Annotated in this window: 17 protein-coding genes and 1 pseudogene; 4 read left to right on the top strand and 14 right to left on the bottom strand. The window is 41.7% G+C overall.

All coding sequences use genetic code 11. The features are described 5' to 3' along the window. Positions 1 to 5: 5 nt before the first annotated feature. From RM347_RS11190 to RM347_RS11235, 10 genes and pseudogenes are all read right to left on the bottom strand, one after another. Positions 6 to 2,099 carry a pentapeptide repeat-containing protein gene (locus RM347_RS11190; RefSeq protein WP_322721893.1) on the bottom strand — a complete coding sequence of 698 codons (2,094 nt, stop codon included), beginning with the start codon at positions 2,097 to 2,099 and terminating at the stop codon, positions 6 to 8. A gap of 30 nt (positions 2,100 to 2,129) precedes the next feature. Next, positions 2,130 to 2,462 carry a hypothetical protein gene (locus RM347_RS11195; RefSeq protein ID WP_322721894.1) on the bottom strand — a complete coding sequence of 111 codons (333 nt, stop codon included), beginning with the start codon at positions 2,460 to 2,462 and terminating at the stop codon, positions 2,130 to 2,132. A gap of 99 nt (positions 2,463 to 2,561) precedes the next feature. Beyond that, entirely contained in the window at positions 2,562 to 3,944 is a 1,383-nt protein-coding gene (locus RM347_RS11200; protein ID WP_322721895.1) for a carotenoid oxygenase family protein, read from the bottom strand. A 90-nt stretch (positions 3,945 to 4,034) separates the two neighbouring features. Beyond that, entirely contained in the window at positions 4,035 to 4,484 is a 450-nt protein-coding gene (locus tag RM347_RS11205) for an RpiB/LacA/LacB family sugar-phosphate isomerase (RefSeq protein WP_322721896.1), read from the bottom strand. A gap of 117 nt (positions 4,485 to 4,601) precedes the next feature. Continuing rightward, positions 4,602 to 5,275 (bottom strand): annotated as a pseudogene (locus tag RM347_RS11210) (efflux RND transporter permease subunit); the annotation flags it as partial. Between the two features lie 2 nt (positions 5,276 to 5,277). Beyond that, on the bottom strand, positions 5,278 to 6,861 hold the full coding sequence (locus tag RM347_RS11215) for an efflux RND transporter periplasmic adaptor subunit (RefSeq protein WP_322721897.1): 1,584 nt from the start codon (positions 6,859 to 6,861) through the stop codon (positions 5,278 to 5,280). A 291-nt stretch (positions 6,862 to 7,152) separates the two neighbouring features. Next, the gene (locus tag RM347_RS11220) at positions 7,153 to 7,812 is read right to left on the bottom strand and encodes a TetR/AcrR family transcriptional regulator (protein ID WP_322721898.1); all 660 of its coding nucleotides are present in this window, start codon (positions 7,810 to 7,812) and stop codon (positions 7,153 to 7,155) included. A gap of 90 nt (positions 7,813 to 7,902) precedes the next feature. Next, positions 7,903 to 8,040, bottom strand: coding sequence for a hypothetical protein (locus RM347_RS11225; protein ID WP_322721899.1), 138 nt, complete (start codon positions 8,038 to 8,040; stop codon positions 7,903 to 7,905). Between the two features lie 222 nt (positions 8,041 to 8,262). After that, entirely contained in the window at positions 8,263 to 9,552 is a 1,290-nt protein-coding gene (locus RM347_RS11230; protein WP_322721900.1) for a glycosyltransferase family 4 protein, read from the bottom strand. 724 nt (positions 9,553 to 10,276) lie between these two features. Further along, positions 10,277 to 10,522, bottom strand: a complete 246-nt coding sequence (locus RM347_RS11235) for a hypothetical protein (RefSeq protein ID WP_322721901.1) — start codon at positions 10,520 to 10,522, stop codon at positions 10,277 to 10,279. 87 nt (positions 10,523 to 10,609) lie between these two features. Here RM347_RS11235 and RM347_RS11240 point away from each other — a divergent pair, with 87 nt between their 5' ends. Then, positions 10,610 to 12,784, top strand: coding sequence for a DEAD/DEAH box helicase (locus RM347_RS11240; RefSeq protein ID WP_322721988.1), 2,175 nt, complete (start codon positions 10,610 to 10,612; stop codon positions 12,782 to 12,784). Here the strand turns inward: RM347_RS11240 and RM347_RS11245 are convergent. From RM347_RS11245 to RM347_RS11260, 4 genes are all read right to left on the bottom strand, one after another. Then, a complete protein-coding gene (locus RM347_RS11245; protein WP_322721902.1) occupies positions 12,753 to 12,953 on the bottom strand; it encodes a hypothetical protein in 201 nt (66 codons plus the stop codon). The two genes, RM347_RS11240 and RM347_RS11245, sit on opposite strands and share 32 nt — an antisense overlap. A gap of 253 nt (positions 12,954 to 13,206) precedes the next feature. Then, on the bottom strand, positions 13,207 to 14,385 hold the full coding sequence (locus RM347_RS11250) for a DNA double-strand break repair nuclease NurA (RefSeq protein ID WP_322721989.1): 1,179 nt from the start codon (positions 14,383 to 14,385) through the stop codon (positions 13,207 to 13,209). Between the two features lie 266 nt (positions 14,386 to 14,651). After that, the gene (locus tag RM347_RS11255; protein WP_322721903.1) at positions 14,652 to 15,437 is read right to left on the bottom strand and encodes an HAD family hydrolase; all 786 of its coding nucleotides are present in this window, start codon (positions 15,435 to 15,437) and stop codon (positions 14,652 to 14,654) included. 137 nt (positions 15,438 to 15,574) lie between these two features. After that, positions 15,575 to 15,934: a Rieske 2Fe-2S domain-containing protein gene (locus tag RM347_RS11260; protein WP_322721904.1), complete on the bottom strand. Its 360-nt coding sequence runs from the start codon at positions 15,932 to 15,934 to the stop codon at positions 15,575 to 15,577. 727 nt (positions 15,935 to 16,661) lie between these two features. Between RM347_RS11260 and RM347_RS11265 the strand changes: the two genes are divergently transcribed. From RM347_RS11265 to RM347_RS11275, 3 genes are all read left to right on the top strand, one after another. Continuing rightward, the gene (locus RM347_RS11265) at positions 16,662 to 16,997 is read left to right on the top strand and encodes a hypothetical protein (RefSeq protein WP_322721905.1); all 336 of its coding nucleotides are present in this window, start codon (positions 16,662 to 16,664) and stop codon (positions 16,995 to 16,997) included. 164 nt (positions 16,998 to 17,161) lie between these two features. Further along, positions 17,162 to 17,899, top strand: a complete 738-nt coding sequence (locus tag RM347_RS11270; protein WP_322721906.1) for a hypothetical protein — start codon at positions 17,162 to 17,164, stop codon at positions 17,897 to 17,899. Between the two features lie 22 nt (positions 17,900 to 17,921). After that, positions 17,922 to 18,614 (top strand): prolyl oligopeptidase family serine peptidase, encoded by a 693-nt coding sequence (locus RM347_RS11275; protein ID WP_322721907.1) that lies wholly within the window; start codon positions 17,922 to 17,924, stop codon positions 18,612 to 18,614. Positions 18,615 to 19,041: the final 427 nt, after the last annotated feature.

Consider the following 19,041-nt stretch of genomic DNA (forward strand, 5'->3'; position numbering starts at 1 on the left):
CAAAATTATCCCAAACTGAATAGCTTGGCGATCGCAGGCAATAATTTATTAGCTGTTTCCACTAGAGAAGCGACAGCAGGTAAACTAGAAAATATTCCTTTCAACATTGTGATTGCGGTTTTTGCAGTTTTTTGCTTAGTGGATTCTTGAGGAGTTTTACCCGCTTCAGCTAAAGTTTTCACCTGTTCCAGCGCCTCAGCTTTCTCTTCATCTGGCAAATCTGAGGATTGGGAAATTGCTTCTTGCAACTGCGTCAATAATTCTTTAATTCCCGGTTTATCTGCTGACGGTGAATCAGACAACTGATTGAGGGCAATACTCACATTACCACTGATGGTTCCTAGATTCGCAACGGAACTATTCCCAGCAATACCGCTGACATTACTGCTACCTTGAATATTGATGCCGCTGATATCAGACATGATGGTATTTCCTTGTGTATAAGATTTCGGCTGCTGGAGTGCAGTTGTTACCATAATTTCTAAATTACGAATGCGATTGCTTTTTTCTACAAGCAATAATTGCTGACTCTGCGATAACGCTTTGAGTTGATTATAGTCATCAAAATATTCTGCACTCAGTTGAGATTTATCGCTACCTGCTGCGGTTTTAGCTCTCAGTAAGAATTTATCATTGCCGCGTTTCTCCATTGCCACAATTTCTAATTCGGCTTCTGGATGGTTTTGTGTAAGGTTTTTAAAAGCGATCGCAACAGCACGGGGGTCAACACCTTGATTGTGATAAAGGTCGAGGGTGTCAAAAATAGGCTGGATAAAGTCGGCAAAATCTCCTTCTTCGAATACTTCTTGTTTATTATCAGGTTTGCGGAGGGGGTCGGGGTTTTCTTTGGTGGGTAAGCGCATGAAGACATATTCACACCTCACACCATGTAATTTAGTTGTATTTGTAATCCCCCAATCTTCAATGTACGCGCCGGTGAGAGTTGCACCTGTTAAATCTGTGCCATCTAGTTGCGTTTGCTTAAGCTTTGCTCTTGACAAATTGGCATCTTGCAAGTTTGCTTCACTTAGATCAGCTCCGATAAAACTGGCATCTGCTAAGTTAGCTCTTTGTAAGTTGATACCCCGCAGGTTTTGACGGTCAAAGTTTTTATCTTGTCCCTGTCCGGTAACTAGCAATTGACGTACTTGTGGGTTTTGCAGATAAGTTAAACCAGGGCGAACACGGTCAAGCATTTTAGCTTGATGCCAACAGCTACAAATAAGGATAGTGTTGCGGAAATCTGTACTTTTGAGCGTAGTTTGGGTGAAATTAGCATTGGTTAAATCAGCGCCACGAAAGCTTGTACCTCCTGTAGCTGCAAAAGCGATCGCAATATTACGAACTAAAGCATATTTTTCATCTCCTTTGATAGCTTGCCAACCAATGAAAATGCTAAGTAACGCTCCAGCTCCAGCAAAAGTAAAAGCAAAAGCGAAACTGAAGGTTAAAGCTAAGACTAAGGCTACGGTTAGAGCTCCTGCTAAGGCTAAGACTAAGGTTAAAGTTCCTGCTCCTGCTAAGGCTCCTGCTCCTGCTAAAGCTCCTGTTAAAGTTCCTGCTCCTGCTAAGGCTCCTGCGACGGTTCCGATAAAAGCTATGCCTCCTCCGATTCCGATTTTAGTGAAAGCTTCGGCGAAAGTTCCAGCAAAAGCTTTGGTAAAGTATCCACTGAAGGCTGCGGTTAAGGTTACAGATCCGGCTCCAGCAAAGGCTACAGCTATAACGAAAGCTCCTAAACCAGCTCCTACTCCTTGGCGAATTGTGACGAAAAAGAAGACAATCAATATTATTAAAGTAGTCCAACCCGCGATCTGGTTTTCTAATTTAGAGGTGTCAAATATTAGCGATACCAAATAACTATTTATGTACCAGATAAATCCTGACAGTCCCGACAACAGCCATGAGACAAGGACTAGGAAAATTACCCAATGTCGTTGCAGTCCTGCTTTAGCATGGCTAAAATTTGCCCCTTTTAAATTAGCGTTGGTGAAGTTTGCTCCTCGAATATCGGCATAGCTAAAGTTTGCACCCGCAAGGTCTTGTCTACCTTTGAAGTTGCGTCCTCGAAGATTTTGACTGGAGAAATCTAAAGCCATGTTCCACTTTACAGAGGTGAGCAAATTTTACTACACGCTCACCCCTGTAAATTCAGGAATGGTTAGATATATTTCTGAGTTGAGGCTCAAAGGTGCAACTTCGAGGCTCAAAGGCGCAACTTCGAGGCTCAAAGGCGCAACTTCGAGGCTCAAAGGCGCAACTTCGAGGCTCAAAGGTGCAACTTCGAGGCTCAAAGGCTCAACGTCGAGGCTCAAAGGTGCAACTTCGAGGCTCAAAGGCTCAACGTCGAGGTTCAAAGGCTCAACGTCGAGGTTCAAAGGCGCAACTTCGAGGTTCAAAGGCGCAACTTCGAGGCTCAAAGGCGCAACGTCGAGGTTCAAAGGCTCAACGTCGAGGTTCAAAGACGCGATAAATCGCCGTCTCTACAATAATTAGTCCTTTGTAGAGACGGCGATTTATCGCGTCTGTTGCCTTAACCAAACAGTATTATCTACCTAACGTTATTCCCCTGCAACCCAAGCACCATGAAACCCATAAGGCACACGCTGGGGAATTATTACCCGCGCTACAGGTTCAGCAGTTACATCTTGAGCATTCACCACTACCAATTCTGAAGTGTTGGAACCCTCATCGTGGAGGAAAGTCACAAGCCAACCATCATCCTCAACCGTTGCACCAGGACGTGGCGCAAACACAGCTTCACCGCCGTAGCGTCCTTCTCCGTATTCATGGGTTTGGGAATTTCCACTGCTGAGGTCGTATTTGATGATACCTTCAAATAAAGGTAGGGGACTGTTTGCCATTTTGTTAGTGTAGCCATATCGGTTTGGTTGCCCCAATAGGTTTTCGTTGATGCGGGGAAATTCTGAAGCTACATCATCCAACATTTCTTCACGTACTGTCCCCGTGTTCAGGTTAAATCTCCAACGATGCAAACGGGGGATATTTCCTTCTGGGTCGAGTTGCGAATCATCTGAACTCAAGACTGTAGTGGAACTCATGCGACAAGCGATAAGCACAACTTCGTCTCCTTCTTCGTAGGCGTTGAGAGTATGGAAGACGTAGCAAGAGGGACTGTCAAACCAGCGGATATTACTGTTGTCTCCGTGACGTGGTAATATGCCGAAGCGACTAGAGCGATCGCGCTCAAACATCATTACAGGTTCTCCCCGTTGCGCTCTTTCAGGGTTGAAAGTCAACGGCAAATCCATGAAAATCGTGTAGTTTTCAGTGATGGCAAAATCGTGCATCATCACTCCTATTGGCAGTTCAATTGGCACTGTCTGCAACAGTTCGCCTTGTGCTGAGACCACACTATATTGCACGTACGGTGGCATAAACAGAGAGTAGCCAAAGAAGATCATTTCGCCCGTAACCGGATCTACCTTGGGATGGGCTGTGAAGGCAGAAACCAGCTTGCCATTGTAGTTATACTCGCCAATGGTTTCTAATTCAGGAAGCTTTATGGCGTGAGGTTTACCTCCCTCATTCAGCGCCAACATCTGACCAGCGTGCCACACTAAGGCAGTATTGGCGGTGTTTTTGTAGCCACCGTGGGGGTTATCCATTTGCGGTGGTTCTAATAACCCACTCCAGAGAGCCTTACCCGCTTCTCGTTCTTTTTTCCATCCGGTTGTCTGGACGTAGCGGTTACGATAAGTGGCTATGCCGTTGTTAATTTGCACACCATGCAACATACCATCCCCATCAAACCAATGATATTGACCGATAGGTGTCCATTGAGGATTAGGGCCATTCCGCACAAACATCCCCGATAAATCAGGGGGTAACTCACCGATGACTTGCAATTTGTCGGTAGTGATTTCTTCACGGACTGGAGCAAAATTGCGATCGAGATACGGATTGACTGCGATTGTTGGCATTGTCTTGATTTAACTTTACATTTGGGTTTGCTATCATGCCCACCTAAAACTTTTGAGGGCATTGTGGAATTTTTGCAATCTGTCTACAAATTAAACCTTTTTCTCTAGCTGGCTAATTCGTTTGATTTGCAGGAGGTTCCACTCATCTTCAGAATAGGGTGTGTTAAACCAGGCATCTAATATTTCTTTAGCGATCGCTTCTGTAGTTGCACGTAAACTTAATACAAGAACATTCGCATGATTCCAGATCCTGGCCCCGCGTGCAGTCTCAGCATCATGGCACAATGCTGCACGTATCCCAGAGACTTTGTTAGCAGCAATAGATGCGCCAGTACCAGTCCAACAAAAGACAATTCCCTCATCTGCTTTCTGGGTTGCCACTGCCAAAGCAACTTTACTACAACTGAGAGGCCAATCGACTTCAGAATCATTCTCGGCTAGGGAACCGAAGGGTATAACTTCATGCCCACCCTGCTTAAGTTCTTCCAGTATCCTATCAGTAAGGTTGGTGCGTTCATCACTGCCAATAGCGATTTTCATGCATTCCCCTGAGAAAGTAGTCTTCTCTACTGTTTCATTTTAGGATATGTAGCGACAGTTAAGAGGGTGATGAACTGCCGCTACAATTGGGCGAAATTATCTGAAAAACAGAGATACTCAATCCTCAGCTTTTGTTGAATATACAGCAGTGCTGCCATTCACTGACACTGCTTCTGCTTGTAGTTCTTGATGCCTTGGTTTGATAAATCGCTCGGTTATCGTCTTAATCACGATATATAAAATCGGCACTACAAACAAACTCAAGAAAGTAGCGATTAACATCCCTCCAAATACTGCCGTTCCCAAAGATTGGCGACTAGCCGCTCCTGCACCTGTGGCAGTAGTCAACGGAAAAACCCCAACAAAATAGAAAAAACAGTCATCAAAATTGTCCGTAACCGCTCTTGTGAAGCCTCAATTAATGCCTTGGTAATTGAAAACCCTCGCTTTCGTAATTGGTTAGCAAATTCCACAATCAAAATAGCGTTTTTACTCGCTAAACCAATCAACATTACTAATCCAATTTGACAGTAAACATCATTAGCAAAACCCCGCATTGATTGAGCTATAAGTGCTCCAAAAATAGCTAAGGTAACTGATAATAGAATGATGAAGGGATCAACGTAGTTCTCGTATTGAGCAGCTAGTACCACAAATACAAAGACTAGTCCTAATCCAAATATCAAAGGTGCTAAACCAGCAGAGTCTATTTCTTCTAATGCAGTTCCTGACCATTCGTAGCCATAACCCGGTGGTAAAACTTCTTTAGCAACTTGTTCCATTGCCTCAATAACTAAGGCTTTTGGCTACCCACTTGTTCCGGTGCAGGAGCGATGGGAGCGCCATTGGTGAGGTTGAGAATACCGGAAACAACAATTTTGTCCCCAGCCTTTAATCCTTCGATAACTTGATAATTATTCCCCTCAATGACTCCTAATTTCACGGGTTTTTGTTGAGCTACTAGGTTAGGTGCTCCAGGTTTAGACTTTTCCTGCGGCGCTTGAGCCACAAACACGAAAGTCTCCCCGCCCAAGCGAGATACTGCTGTAACTGGAATTAAGATTCCCGGACGTTCGTTCCAGATCACTTTAGTTTGGACTGTCTGGCGATTGACCAGTTGTCTTCTAGAATTACCAAAGTTGGCTTTAGCCAAAACTGTCTGTGAATCTAAACTGGCGTCTGGGGAGATGAAACTCACCTTACCAGTAGCTATGGGTTTATCTTGGGCATCCAGCATTTGTACTGGTAATCCCAAGCGCAACTTTTTGGCTTCGGCCAGTGGAACGGAAATATTTAGTTCTAAAGAGTCATTTCTAGTCAGCGTAGTGAGCTGGTCTGCTTTTTCCACATAATCTCCCACCTTCGTGGGAATATCACCAACAATACCAGTGAAAGGAGCAAGGACTTTTGTGTATTGCAGTTGGACTTGAGCAGCTTGGACTTGGGCAGCTGCTTGACTTACTTGCGATCGCGCTTGGGCAATTTCTTCTGGGCGAGAACCATTTTCTAGTTGCCTTAAGTTTTGTTTCTGTTGTTCGAGCGCACCAGCTAGCTCATTGATACTAGAATTTCTGCTTTTGCGAACTTGGTCTAAGCGTTTTTGGGCTACCACAAGGGCAGCTTCAGCACTTTGCTGTTCTTTGACATATCCTTCTAAGACATCTTGGGAAACTGCACCCTCTTTCCTTAATTGTGCGTATCGCTTGGCTCGTGACTGTGCTAGCTCCACATCAGATTTAGCTGACTGAATTTGAGCCTCAGCCTGAGCAATTTCTTCTGGTTGCGATCCCGATTGGGCATCTCTAAACCGAGCTTGGGCTTGGGCTAACTGCGCTCTAGCTTGGGCAATTTCTTCTTGTCGCGTACCCGCTTTGAGTTCAGCAAGACGTGCTTGAGCTTGTTCTAGTCCAGCTTTTGCTTGTAATAATTGAGCTTGGACATTATCACTTTCCAGGCTAATAATGACTTGCCCTTGTTGAACACGGTTGCCCTCTTGGACGAAAATCTGGGTAACTCGTCCTTCAACCTGTGGCTTGATGATTACCGAACGTGGAGCCTCTAAGGAGCCAATAAACTCCGAACTTTCCTGCACAGTTTCAGTTTCCACAGTTGCTAGCTTGACAGAAGCTATAGGTTGACCAGCAGGTGCTCCAGCACCCGATGGTGCATTGCTAGCATTACTAGTTTGCCACCAGCGCCAACCAAAACCAACACCTGCAATTAATAGAAAGATTCCCAACAGCAGGGGCCAACGCCGCTTTTGAGGTGTCTTAGGCGATCGCTCCAACAATGGTTGCGATTCCTGACTAGAATCATTAACAGCAGGCTGTTTTATTTCAACGGGCAGGGGAGAATCAGGGAACTCAGAATGGGACATCTTCGGTTTCTCGTCTTGTGGATTTAGACTTGGGCAATCTACTCTTGGCTACAAAAGCTTTGTTTGAATAGTTTTTTAGACCTTTTCTCTTGATGTTTGGTGACAAATATGTATTTGGATATTTGGGCGATCGCTCACGATGTCTAGCACCTAAAACAAACAAATATTCTTAAGCAAATTATGGTTATTTTGTAAATTACTTAACTCCTGTCAGTTTTTTTTAAAGTGTAATTTATAAAACTTTTTTAGTCAGTATAAACACATCACTTTAGCTCAGAGAGAAAACACGGTTTATCTTGTTGCAAGAGAATCAACTGAATCTCCTGCCTCCTGCAATGGCAAAGTGCTAATACCGGGCACAAATAAATTGACACAAGTTTCCATGTAGCATTGACGACTGTAATTTAGCGTGGTAGCGATATCGCTAAAATGCAGCATACTGTGAAGCAACATACCCGTGAAACTATCCACAGATGCTTTCAAATCTATATCTGAAGACAATGTGCACTTCTCTTGACTCTTCTGCAAGTACACAACCAGGGGTTCGCGCAGCGATTTTTTAGTTTCGTATAAGATCAGGCGGGCAGCTTGGGGGTGTTGCTTTGCTTCCCGAATAAATGTCCGAATCAGGTCTTTATGCTCCTCTATCATGTGGTTGCAAAGCCTTGCATAATTCTTGAGGTCAATGTATGGGTCTTGAGTCCAGTCGTCGTTATGAACTAAAGCTTCTGCCTGTAAAGCGATCGCTTCAGTAATCACAGCAGCTAGTAATTGCTCTTTCTTCTGGAAATGACGAAATAAACTTACCTCATTGACAACAGCAACACGAGCAATTTCTCGCCTTATAGCTGCGGTTAAACCTGCCGTTGCAAACACCTTAGTTGCCGCCTTGATCAAGCGTGCACGAGTCTGTGCTGTCCTTGATGCTAAGTTTTCCGTGAGGGTTTGCAAGTGCTTGCTTGCATTATAACCACACAGAACACGAGATTGGTATAAGTTACAGATGAGTTTATCGCTCTTGAGTCGTAGTGAATACTGGATCTAGGGAAGAAAAGGGTATGGAGCGATGCCTTCTCTACGATAGGCTTGTCTGCGACACGCTGCGCGTAGCTTGCTTCCCCATAGGGCTACGCCTACGCTGATTAATTCAGCTCTGTTAATCAAGGTTGCAAGTTTCATCGAGTTATCCTCACCAAGAACGACGTGCAATCAATCAGTATTCTCTAGAGTCCTATTTTCGAGCAGTCTCAACTTCCTACACTTAGGTCACCCGATCGGATGATTTTTAACTCACCCGAATGGGTGATTTAATTTTTCCTAATCAGAGTTTTGTCTTTCCAGTCGCCTGGTCTTCGCTAATTAAGCGAGATCCCAGAAATTTAGAGCAGTCTCCAATCCCCTTTAACCATCCACAACTGATTTCTTAGAATCTAAATCCGGTAAGATCCCCACAGTAGATTTTCGGTTAGCAACAATATGAGAAAGCAGCCCTTCATACCGGTCAAGTGCTTGCTCCAAAGAATAATTTTCTTCGGCAAACTGTCTTCCTGTGTTACCTAGCCTCGCCCCTAAAGTAGGATTAGCATATAAATCATACACAGCTGCGGCTATTGCATCAGGTGATTCTGGCTCAACAATTATTCCACCACCGCTGAGTTGGATTGCTTTAGCAGCAGTACCAGTAGCAGGAACTGAACCCACAATCGGGCGACCACTCGCCAACAGCAGTGGTATTTTTGAAGGCATATTGAACGAAATCACATTGCGCTTTTGCACAATCAGCCCGACATCAGATGCTGCTAGCATTTCGGGTAGTTTTTCTCGTGGCTGCAACGGTAGCAGCAAAACATTATCTGCTCCATTTAAGAGACAATATTCCTGCAACCTTTGCAATGCTCTTGATTCGCCAACGATCACAAAGACAATATCCTTGATATAGCGCAAGCAAACTGCTGCTTCTATTACTGTTTCTAAACCTTGCGTTAGAGCAATGTTGCCCGAATAAAGTACTACAAATTTTCCATTGAGTTGATGGCTAGATGTCCAAGAGTTGTTCTGTTTCGGTAAAGGGTGGATAAAATTTACATTTACCCAATTGGGAATACAAACAATTTTATTAACAGGTACTCCCTTATTCACTAAATTCTCACGAAAGCCATCAGCGATCACACTAATAGTATGTGCAGTCCGATATGCAAGTTTCTCTAGGGCTGCAAGAGTTCGGATCATCCACTTGTTTTTTAATAGCCCGATACGTACCGCAGCTTCTGGTAAAATATCTTGCACATTCAGAACTACTGGGCAGTTGTATAACCAACCAAATATTGTTACTGGTAACGTACCGAATAGAGGTGGAACAGTTAAAATAATCACATCTGGGCGTCCGCCTTTAAAGGCTTGGGGTAAGCTAGTGAAAACAAAGCTCAACTCCAGCAACAGCCGATCCACCAGGTTAGGTTTAGACTTAATTCGGAGGTAACTTCGCTGAATAGTGACGCCATTTTTTTCTTCAGTAAGATACAACTTACCCCGATACCCATGGTAAATCTCGCGCTGAGGATAGTTGGGCATTCCTGTAATCACTCGCACTTCATGACCTCGCTTTACTAGTCCTTCTGCCAATTCAGTCATTAGCGGAGCAATTCCAATCGGCTCTGGATGATAGTTGTAGGAATAAATCAGAATGTGCATGAGCTATTTGTAAATTTCGTGAAGACAGACTGAGATGATCGAATTTATTCCTTAATAGCCAGTAGACCCTGCTATTTTTATTATTTATTTTAACTTGTAAGATTACCTGATTAAAATTGCGTTAAGGCAAGTGGGCAAGAATAAATCAAACTATGTGTTGGCAATATAGAATTAATTAAAATGCCTCGTAGTAAGCTGATCCAGCCCTATTTCAGGGGTTAAAGCCGCTTACTACAAACCTTTAATTATTCACGCCTACTGACTTCAACATTGTTTATAAATTTTATTGATTGATTTTTAAAATAGAATTTTTGTACTGCATAAAAGACTTAATAACCAGAACATCACCTTGTGTAAACAGGTTAGGTTCTTATAGGCATAGCCTTTAGTTTCTGGTGATTATGACAATACTTGGTCTGGTTGTTTCTGAACTAATGATTAAATTTATACTTGGGGGATTGTAGCATTATATTTACGATCGTGCATATAACCCTCATTCCGCCTTTTAAACTGGCACATGAAGTATTTTTAACCAAGTCATCAGTATTGTATTCATTGGGAAGCATCTCAATTTTTTTAATAGTTCAAAGGCACTGACTAAAACAGTGCTGAGTGTTGAGTAAAAAGTAAAATTAATTGCACTCAGCACTGAGCTTTGTAAAAGTGTTAATGACGAACCAATGAGTTTCTATTCTAGCCCCAACAGTTCACTGAACTATTGGGGCTAGAATAGAAACTCAGTAAATTTGGCAAGCTCGCTTTCTGAAATAATTGTAGGTGCTGTAGTTTTGCTGTAGCTGAATGAACCTGTTGCTGAATAACCAGCATCACCTAGCCAGTTAAAGTTCAACTTAATAACTTGTGCTGGGTTGTTAGTAGCAGCAATCGCAACAGTAAAAGCAGCACTGGTTGCTGCGAGCGTGGCGATTTTGGGGAAAATTTTTACCAAGGTTAATAGCTTTGAAAACATACCTTTCCAAGATGGGAATCGCTATAAACAATGGGTCATAATTTAGTAGTCAATTTATTACCTGTTACTAATTTTACCCATAAAAATATGAGCAATGCTTTTAGCCAACTCGCACCTTTCATCCAAGAATATATTTATTATCACCAGTGGAGTGAATTACGACCAGTTCAAATTGCGGCCTGTCAAGTTATATTTGATACTGATGCTCACTTGCTAGTTACTGCTGCAACTGCTGCCGGTAAAACAGAAGCAGCCTTTCTACCAGTTTTGACTCTATTACATACTAACCCTGCTGCTAGCATAGGGGCATTATACATTAGTCCAATCAAAGCTTTAATTAATGATCAATTTGAGCGCCTCAACGACTTACTCAAAGAAGCAGATATTCCAGTTTGGCACTGGCACGGTGATGTTTCGCAAACTCGAAAAAACAAACTTTTAAAGAATCCTCAAGGTATTCTACAAATTACACCAGAATCTCTAGAAAGTTTGTTAATTAACAAAAATAACGACCTAATTCGCTTATTTGGTGATTTGAGGTTTGTCATCATTGATGAAATTCACGCCTTTATGGGTTCAGAACGCGGCTGTCAAATTATTTGCCAATTACAACGTTTAACAAAGTTGACAAAAAAACAACCGCGCCGTATTGGTTTATCGGCGACTCTTGGTGATTACTCAATAGCTGAAGAGTGGTTGCGTTCAGGAACAGATAAGCCAGTCATAACACCAAAAATTGACGGTATAAAACGCCAAATAAAGCTAGCTGTAGAACATTTTTATATTACTGATGAAGTAGATGAATCAGAGGCGACGGCTGATGAACAATATATTTTTAACCTCAGCAAGTCTCGCAAATGCCTAATATTTGCTAATAATCGCACGCGTACCGAATCTGTCATTGCATCTTTACGACAAATTGCCACACAGCAGGGATTACCAGATATATATCATGTACATCATGGAAGTATATCTGCTAGCTTGCGGCAAGCTGCTGAAAATGCAATGCGCGAACCTAACAATCCAGCTGTTACCGCTGCTACTCTGACTCTAGAATTAGGCATAGATATCGGTCATTTAGAGCGAGTTATTCAGTTAGAATCACCCTTATCTGTAGCTAGCTTTCTACAGCGCTTGGGACGTAGTGGCAGAAGAGGTGAAGCTGCTGATATGCGCTTTGTCTGCGCTGAAGATAAGCCATTACCAGAAGCTTCTCTACCAGAACAAATCCCCTGGCAACTTTTGCAGTGTATCGCTATTATTCAACTTTATTTAGAGGAACAATGGATTGAACCAATCAGACCAATTAAATATCCTTTGAGTTTGCTTTATCACCAGACAATGAGTATTTTAACAGCAATAGGGGAAATTTCAGCTAATGCCCTAGCTAAACAAATTTTTAGTATGTCAGCCTTTGCTGCGATTTCCAAAGAGGATTTTCAACTATTGCTACGCTATTTAATTGATATTGATCATATTCAGCATACTGAACAAGATAAATTAATCCTGGGTTTGGCAGGAGAAAAGGTAGTGAGAAAATTCCAGTTTTATGCTGTCTTTGCTGAACACCAAGAATATATTGTTAAGCAAGGTACAACAGAAATTGGTAGTATCGTCACACCAGTTCCTGTTGGCAATCAATTTGCTTTAGCTGGAAGAACTTGGGAAGTTGTAGAAGTTGACTTTAAAAAGAAGGCTATTTTTGTTAAACAAGCTGAGGGTAAAGCGAGTATTTATTGGCGTGGTGGTGGTGGTACTATTCATACCAAAGTTTTGCAACGAATGCAGCAAGTTTTATTGGAAACTGTTGAGTATAGTTACTTGCAAAAAAATGCTTTGCAACGTTTACTTCAAGTTCGCTATTTAGCGCAGCAGGTTGGATTAGATAAGCAGAATATTTTGCAATTGGAAAAAGGTAAATGCTGCATTTTTCCTTGGATGGGTACGGTTGCTTATCGCACCTTAGAAAGATTACTCAACTCCTACTGTCGAGAATCGTTGGAAATTACAAGTATTGGCGGAGTAAATCCCTATTATTTGACAATCAAATTAGGCAAGGATAAATTTAAATATCTTTATCGCGAAATTACTTCATTATGTGAACAAAGAATTACCCAAGAAGATTTAGTTAGTACTTCAGAAGCACCGGAAATTCAAAAATATGATCGATTTCTTCCTCATCCACTTTTATGGAAAGCTTTTGCTAACGATTATTTGGATATGAGGGAACTCAAACAGCAAGTGGCGCTGTGGAGAGAATAAACTCTTTGTGTCTTTGTATCCTCCATTCGCGATTTGGCGGAATTTGCTCATTGGGTTTACCGATATGAAACACCGAAATATCTGGTGATAACTCAAAAGCAGTGTTGGTTTGGACATGAAAAAGCTCCAAACTCAGTCCTATAGTGTTGGATGTACTTAAATTTTGCATAGTTTGTAGTCAATAATTCCTCTAGACTTTTGACCCTTGCAAATCAGTAGGCAATTTAAATCCGTTATAGCTTACCGATTTCCCTACCTGATGCAAAGGAATCTCAATCCAAAACTTGGTTCCTTTGCCATTTGCATTGGTCAATCAGGATATATTCTTTCAATTCCTGAATTTAAAGATAACAAAAAAACTTATCTGATTCGTCATAACTTCTAGTTGATTTTGACAAAAACTCAATAATTATCTGCCTTCTTCACGCAATACTCCCACGCTTTCTGGCTTCTTTGTAGGAAGTTCCCACATTTTTTAAACCAGCTTTAATCATTTGTTGTTCGAGAAGGGCAAAGAAACGCGCTCTATCGCCACCTTTTACCACTGCTTGATTATGGGCTTCGGCGATCGCTACAGGGTAGCCATATCCTTTTTGCACTTGTGCTAACATCAGTCCTAGTGCTTGGTCTAACATGGTTGCATTCTGTGCTACCCATGCCGGAACTTCTATTCGGGCGATTTCGGTGCCAACGTGGACGTAGCAAAAGTAAATAGTTTGGTCTCCGTAAAGTTCGAGAATGGGGGAATTACTGCGCCACAGGGTACTGCGTTGTCCTGGCTTGAGTCGGGTTGACCAAACAGAAGTATCTCGCAACTGTTCAAAAATTTTACAAGGTACTTTTTCTAGCTGATTTGGGCAATGACTTTTACAGTCTGGCACTGGATGGGGACAAGCCAACAACCGTAAAAAGTTCATTGTTTCGATGCTGCGAGAGGCGCTAAGATAGCCCATCAACGGAATTTTAGCATCACGCATCTGCTGCCAAGCTTCCAGGATGGGAGGTAAAATGCGATCGCGTGCATCCATCGGTAACTGTTCTAAAAACCAGTAAATTAGCGAACCATCTACCATTGCTAGCGCTGGTGTTTTCCCTTGCGCTGCACCACATGCAAGTTCTGCTAACACCGTTGTTTCTGATGCAGTGCGGCGGAAACTCATCCATTCTTCGGTTCTAATTCCCCACTGCCGAGACATATATAAATCTTCTGGGCGGTAAAATACTTCTGGTAAGCTATCGAGTAGCGGATGGCGATTTTGTCCGTAGTGCAAGACGACTCTGCCGATATTTAAAAGATAACAGTAAGCAATTTCATGATGGTTGGGGGCAATTTGGGAACCATCGGTAGCGATGACAGTATGAATTTTTGGGGGAACTGGGATATCGATACAGGTTTCTAGTGGTTCAATTGGGGTAGCATTAGCAAAGAGAATGCGATCGCGCCATTTTTCCTGACGGTCGATTAAATCTTGTTGACACTCGTAAGCATTTTTTAGATGTTGTTGCGCCAATTCTAAACGCTGGCGACTAGCAGCAGCTTCTAATGTTAGATGCTGACTTAAACCCTGCATTTGTCGCGCTAGTTTTGTGAGGTCAAGCATAAAAGTAAGTACTAAGTTAGGAGTTAAGAGAGACGCGATTAATCGCGTCTGTACAAGAGTTAGAAGTTTTCCTAATTCTTTATTATTTACATACATCTCTTAAAGATGTTGTTTCATTGCCATTTTGCCAGGAAATGACGCTCTAATACTCGCTAAGGTAATTCGTAATAAAAGAAAGTTGGGGATTTAGACCCCAACAGGTAAAGAAAACTAAGATAGACAATTACGTGCGAGTGTTTTGCCAATAATTACGACTTACGAATTACTTAAAGCCAAGCTGAGAAATCTTTGGCAAACTGAGAAAGTGATAACAATTGAATTCGCGGGTCATTTTGGGCAGCTTCTCTTTCAGCTTGGGTATTATAGCCCCAGTCTGCAAGGAAAAGTTTCACATCTCCAAGGTCTGCTTGCTGTTGAACTAACTGTAATGTCTTCAGTCTATCTTCTACAAACCAGAGACTAGCTGGCTTGTCTCCTGCTGACTGGATTAATTCTCGCAAAATTTCATATTTGGGACGCTTGACTTCTTTCCCAAAAATCGCTGCTGGTGGTAAATTCACCCCTTCTTGTTGCAACAACTGCTGCACAAAACGTCCTTCTTTAGTGGTGACAATGTATAGCCTCACTCCACTGTCAATAGTTAATTTAATTTTTTCTATTACAGCCGGATAAAATCTATGCAGACTCAGCCAAGCGCCTAAATCCGTAGTAATCCATTCATCTCGCTGCTTATCTAGTTTTGCACCTATTTCTTTTGCTTGTAGCTTGTCATTTAACAAAAGTTGTGGGGCAATGCTTACCCATTCATAAAGAATCTTTTCGTCAGGGATTCCATCTACCAAGGCTTTAATTAAAACGGGCATTTCCCAACCTGTTTCAATAACAGGTCTTAGGCGATAGAATCTCAAAGCTAAATCATCTGGCGGTGTGTCGTTATTAGGAGACCAAATTTCACAGTAGGTACGCCATGCTACCTCAAAATATTCAATTAACCCGTCGCAAATCACTCCATCAAAGTCCAGGGCTAAAATTTTGGGACTACTTGTGGTCATTGGTTTGAGAATGAAACTGCTGTTGTCAGCTTACTCGACAAATTTCAATCATGCAGTAATTTTTGTTAGTCTTTTATAATTTATAACTTGCTCAAAAAGTATGGTGGCATTGTTCAATTTGATTTGATAATGGTAGGTTAACGAGGATCTATAGCAGGTTTGCGATCAACTAAACGAATTTGGTTTTGCTTAACTACTACAGTCATTAGTGGCAAAGAACGTTTAGCTGGGCCATGAACGACTCGACCCTGAGAATCGTATTGAGACCCATGACAAGGACAAATAAAGTAATTCTTCTCAAGATCCCACTCAACTGTACATCCTAAATGGGTACAGATTGGACTAATAGCGTACTCAGCAATCTGTGGCCCGTCTTGAATAATCAGATAATCAACGCTACGGTCTGGCAAGCCTTTTACGAGAATCGGAATTCCTGGCTTTGCGCTTGCTAGTAGTGCATTAGCCTCAATTTCCTTGTCGTCTTTAGCCAGTGCCACTGATCCTGGAAGATAATTTTGACAGCGCGAATTCTTTGGATAAAGTGAGCAAAGGGTTTCTAGGTCTAGTTCACGACTTTGGCTGACCTTGGGAAATAGATATCTGATAGCTACTGATGGGGAGCATCCCACTTTTATTGCATGTCATTGCGAGCGTTCGCGCAGCGTCTCGTAGAGAAGCGAAGCAATCGCAAAATCCTCCAACTCAGAGCGAGTCTATGCGATTGCTTGTCTGCGACACGCTCCGCGAACGTCGTTCCTCCTCGCAATGACAATTATTTTCTCATTAAAAAATAAAAACTGGGATGCATCCTACTGATGCGACTGTAGTACCTAGCATATAGGTTAAGAAATCCCGGCGCGTTTTTATCCTCGCTGGAATTTTGCCATTAGTAGAAGAGTGTTCTCTCATAATTCGATTTCCCAAGAAAGGTCTAATAATATACTACGGCGCGATCGCATTAGGATTAATGTACATCTGTGTTTACTGTGGGATCATGTTCAGAAAATTTGCTTTTTTTTAAGAGTTGTTCCTGAACTTTAATATTTAATTATTATTTATTTCTGGAGTAAGAGTTTATTCATAAATCTCAAAGCTAGGATCTAACCTAAGATATGCTCCTCACAAAATCTATTCTCAAACTCTCTCCAGAGAAAGAACTCTTTATGCCTTTGATTTTTTAAACTGTTGTTAGTCAAGTCAGATATTTTAATACCTGAAAGAGCCATGAGTGATAATAATCAAGAAAATCAAATTAATCAACCAGTAAGCGGCGATTGGGATTCTCGTGACGAGCCAAATGTGAAGGAAAGAAACTTAACCGCGAATCCGGGTGATAAGATTGCTGATGAGCCTCAATCAATTGAAGAGAAGGCTAAACAAGTAGCTGTCGATCATGTACCAGACATTACAGGTGACAAAATAACAGTCCCGACTTACTTCGTTGTAGATGAACCCAATGGTGAAAAGAAGGCACTCCACCACGTAAAAGATGCTGAAGAGATTTCCGATGTAATTCGGGAAGCACGAGTTGACGAAAATGGAAATCGAATTTGGTGGTAGTTCTTTAATTGAAGACGCGGGTAGGTGGGGACACAAGGACGCAAAGAAGCGATCAAATACTTTTTCCGTGTCTTTGTATCTCACACTTCCCGCATCTTATTTAGTTAAGTTAGTCTAATAGTTTATGTAATTAGAATATGAAAATTCTCTCAGGATAAAGGATAATGGTAAATCTCAAAAATACTAAAGAATTGACATATTTGAGTACGCCAGAAATTAAAAATCAAATTTTAGAACTCGTTAAAGGTCGCAATTTAGAGCCATTAAATGCTAAAGTAGAATTTTATAAAAATGAATTAGCACCATATTTTGCAGAGTTGAGCCGACGTAATCCTTTTGGCAAGGTTGTAGATCAAGTGGCAATCGTCATGGGAGGATGGATGCCAATATGGTCTACTATACCTTTTCAAGACATTTTACCTGGTAGGATACACGAGCAGTCTTATCAAATTTTTCATAATGATGGTTACTATGCAAATATTGCCCGCTATGCACCAGGACATCAGTCTGGTTTTTGGCGAAAATTTGCATCAAGACTACCAGCTTACGACTTAATGGTGTTGCAAAAGTATTCAGTTAAACATGAACAGTGGGATATTAAAAATATTGGGATATTCCAAGCATTGCGAAATCGAGAAATCCCATTGACAATTTATGATGCAGATGAGTGGTTTATAACAACAGTTAAATCTAAATTTAGGGAACCAGCGCCAAAAGTAGACTTACGGCAAGAACTGCAATTAGAAAATATGGACAGAAATACTGTCAAAAAATTTGAAAAAGCCTATCTAGCTACTTCTTTTTTAGAACATCTATATATAGATAATGACTTTCGACTGGTTAAGAGTCAACGAGAAGTGACACAGCGACCAAGTTATACAATAGCTGTTCGCAAATGTTGAACTAACAATAGTTATGAACCCTATGCCTTCAACACAACAGCAAGTTACTTCCACCGACAGCTACAACTACCTGCTATTCTTGCCTGATGGGCTACACCTCAGCGGAGGCGATGTCTACGACGGGCTACGCCTACGCAACAAAACACAACAGCCACTTTTACCAACAATTTTATTTTTACATGGTGCAGGTGAGCGAGGTTCTTACTTAGATGACGTGAAAAAGCACGGTGTTACCCAGGTTGTAGAGAACCAGCCGGATTTTCCTTTTATTGTAATTTCTCCCCAATGTCCGCGCGGTGAATATTGGAATGTAGAACGATTGAGCGCCCTTCTTGATGAGGTTATCTCATCCTATCCTGTTGATCCAGATCGGATTTTCCTGACTGGCTTAAGCATGGGTGGTTACGGAACATGGCATTTAGCAGCAGCACAGCCTCAAAGATTTGCTGCGATCGCGCCCATCTGTGGTGGTGGTAACCCACAAGCAGCACGTAAGTTGAAAAATCTTCCCGTGTGGGCATTTCACGGAGCAATGGATAATGTTGTTCCCTTAAGCGAGTCTGAAATCATGGTTTCTGCACTAAAAGCCCACAATGGGAATGTAAAATTTACAGTTTACCCAGAAGCCGATCACGACTCGTGGACGCAGACATATAATAATCCAGAACTTTATGAGTGGTTTTTACAGCATCGACGGCAGCAGGCTGTAAGTTAAAGAGATTTTTCTCTGCATTGGAATACACTCTAAATTAAATCAGAATCTATAGTTTTATTAGCGTTTATTTCGCTCTTAATTTTTGCAACTTCGTTTCCTATTTCTTCTGGTTAAAACTCAGTTTTTTATCCGTAGTCTAAGACTTTGATATGTTTCATCTAGTGGATAATGCGTTACTTGCATTTTTCGATAATATCAGATGCGCCCCTTCGTGAAACTTCGGATTTATCGTCTCTAGGCATAAAAAAGAATTAACGCTACTTCTATACTGCCAGTACCACGCCAAAATTTGGTTATCAAAATTTGGTATCAGATACAGATATACAACAATCTAGCCTTATACCATTATTCTTGCTGCATCGGCAGCAGAACGCCGTGAGTTAAATTTGCCAGGATTTACGCAAGGGCAATCGCTACAACTTCAACA

The sequence above is a fragment of the Nostoc sp. ChiQUE02 genome, from assembly GCF_034531305.2.
In the GTDB taxonomy this organism is placed as follows: Bacteria; Cyanobacteriota; Cyanobacteriia; order Cyanobacteriales; family Nostocaceae; genus Nostoc.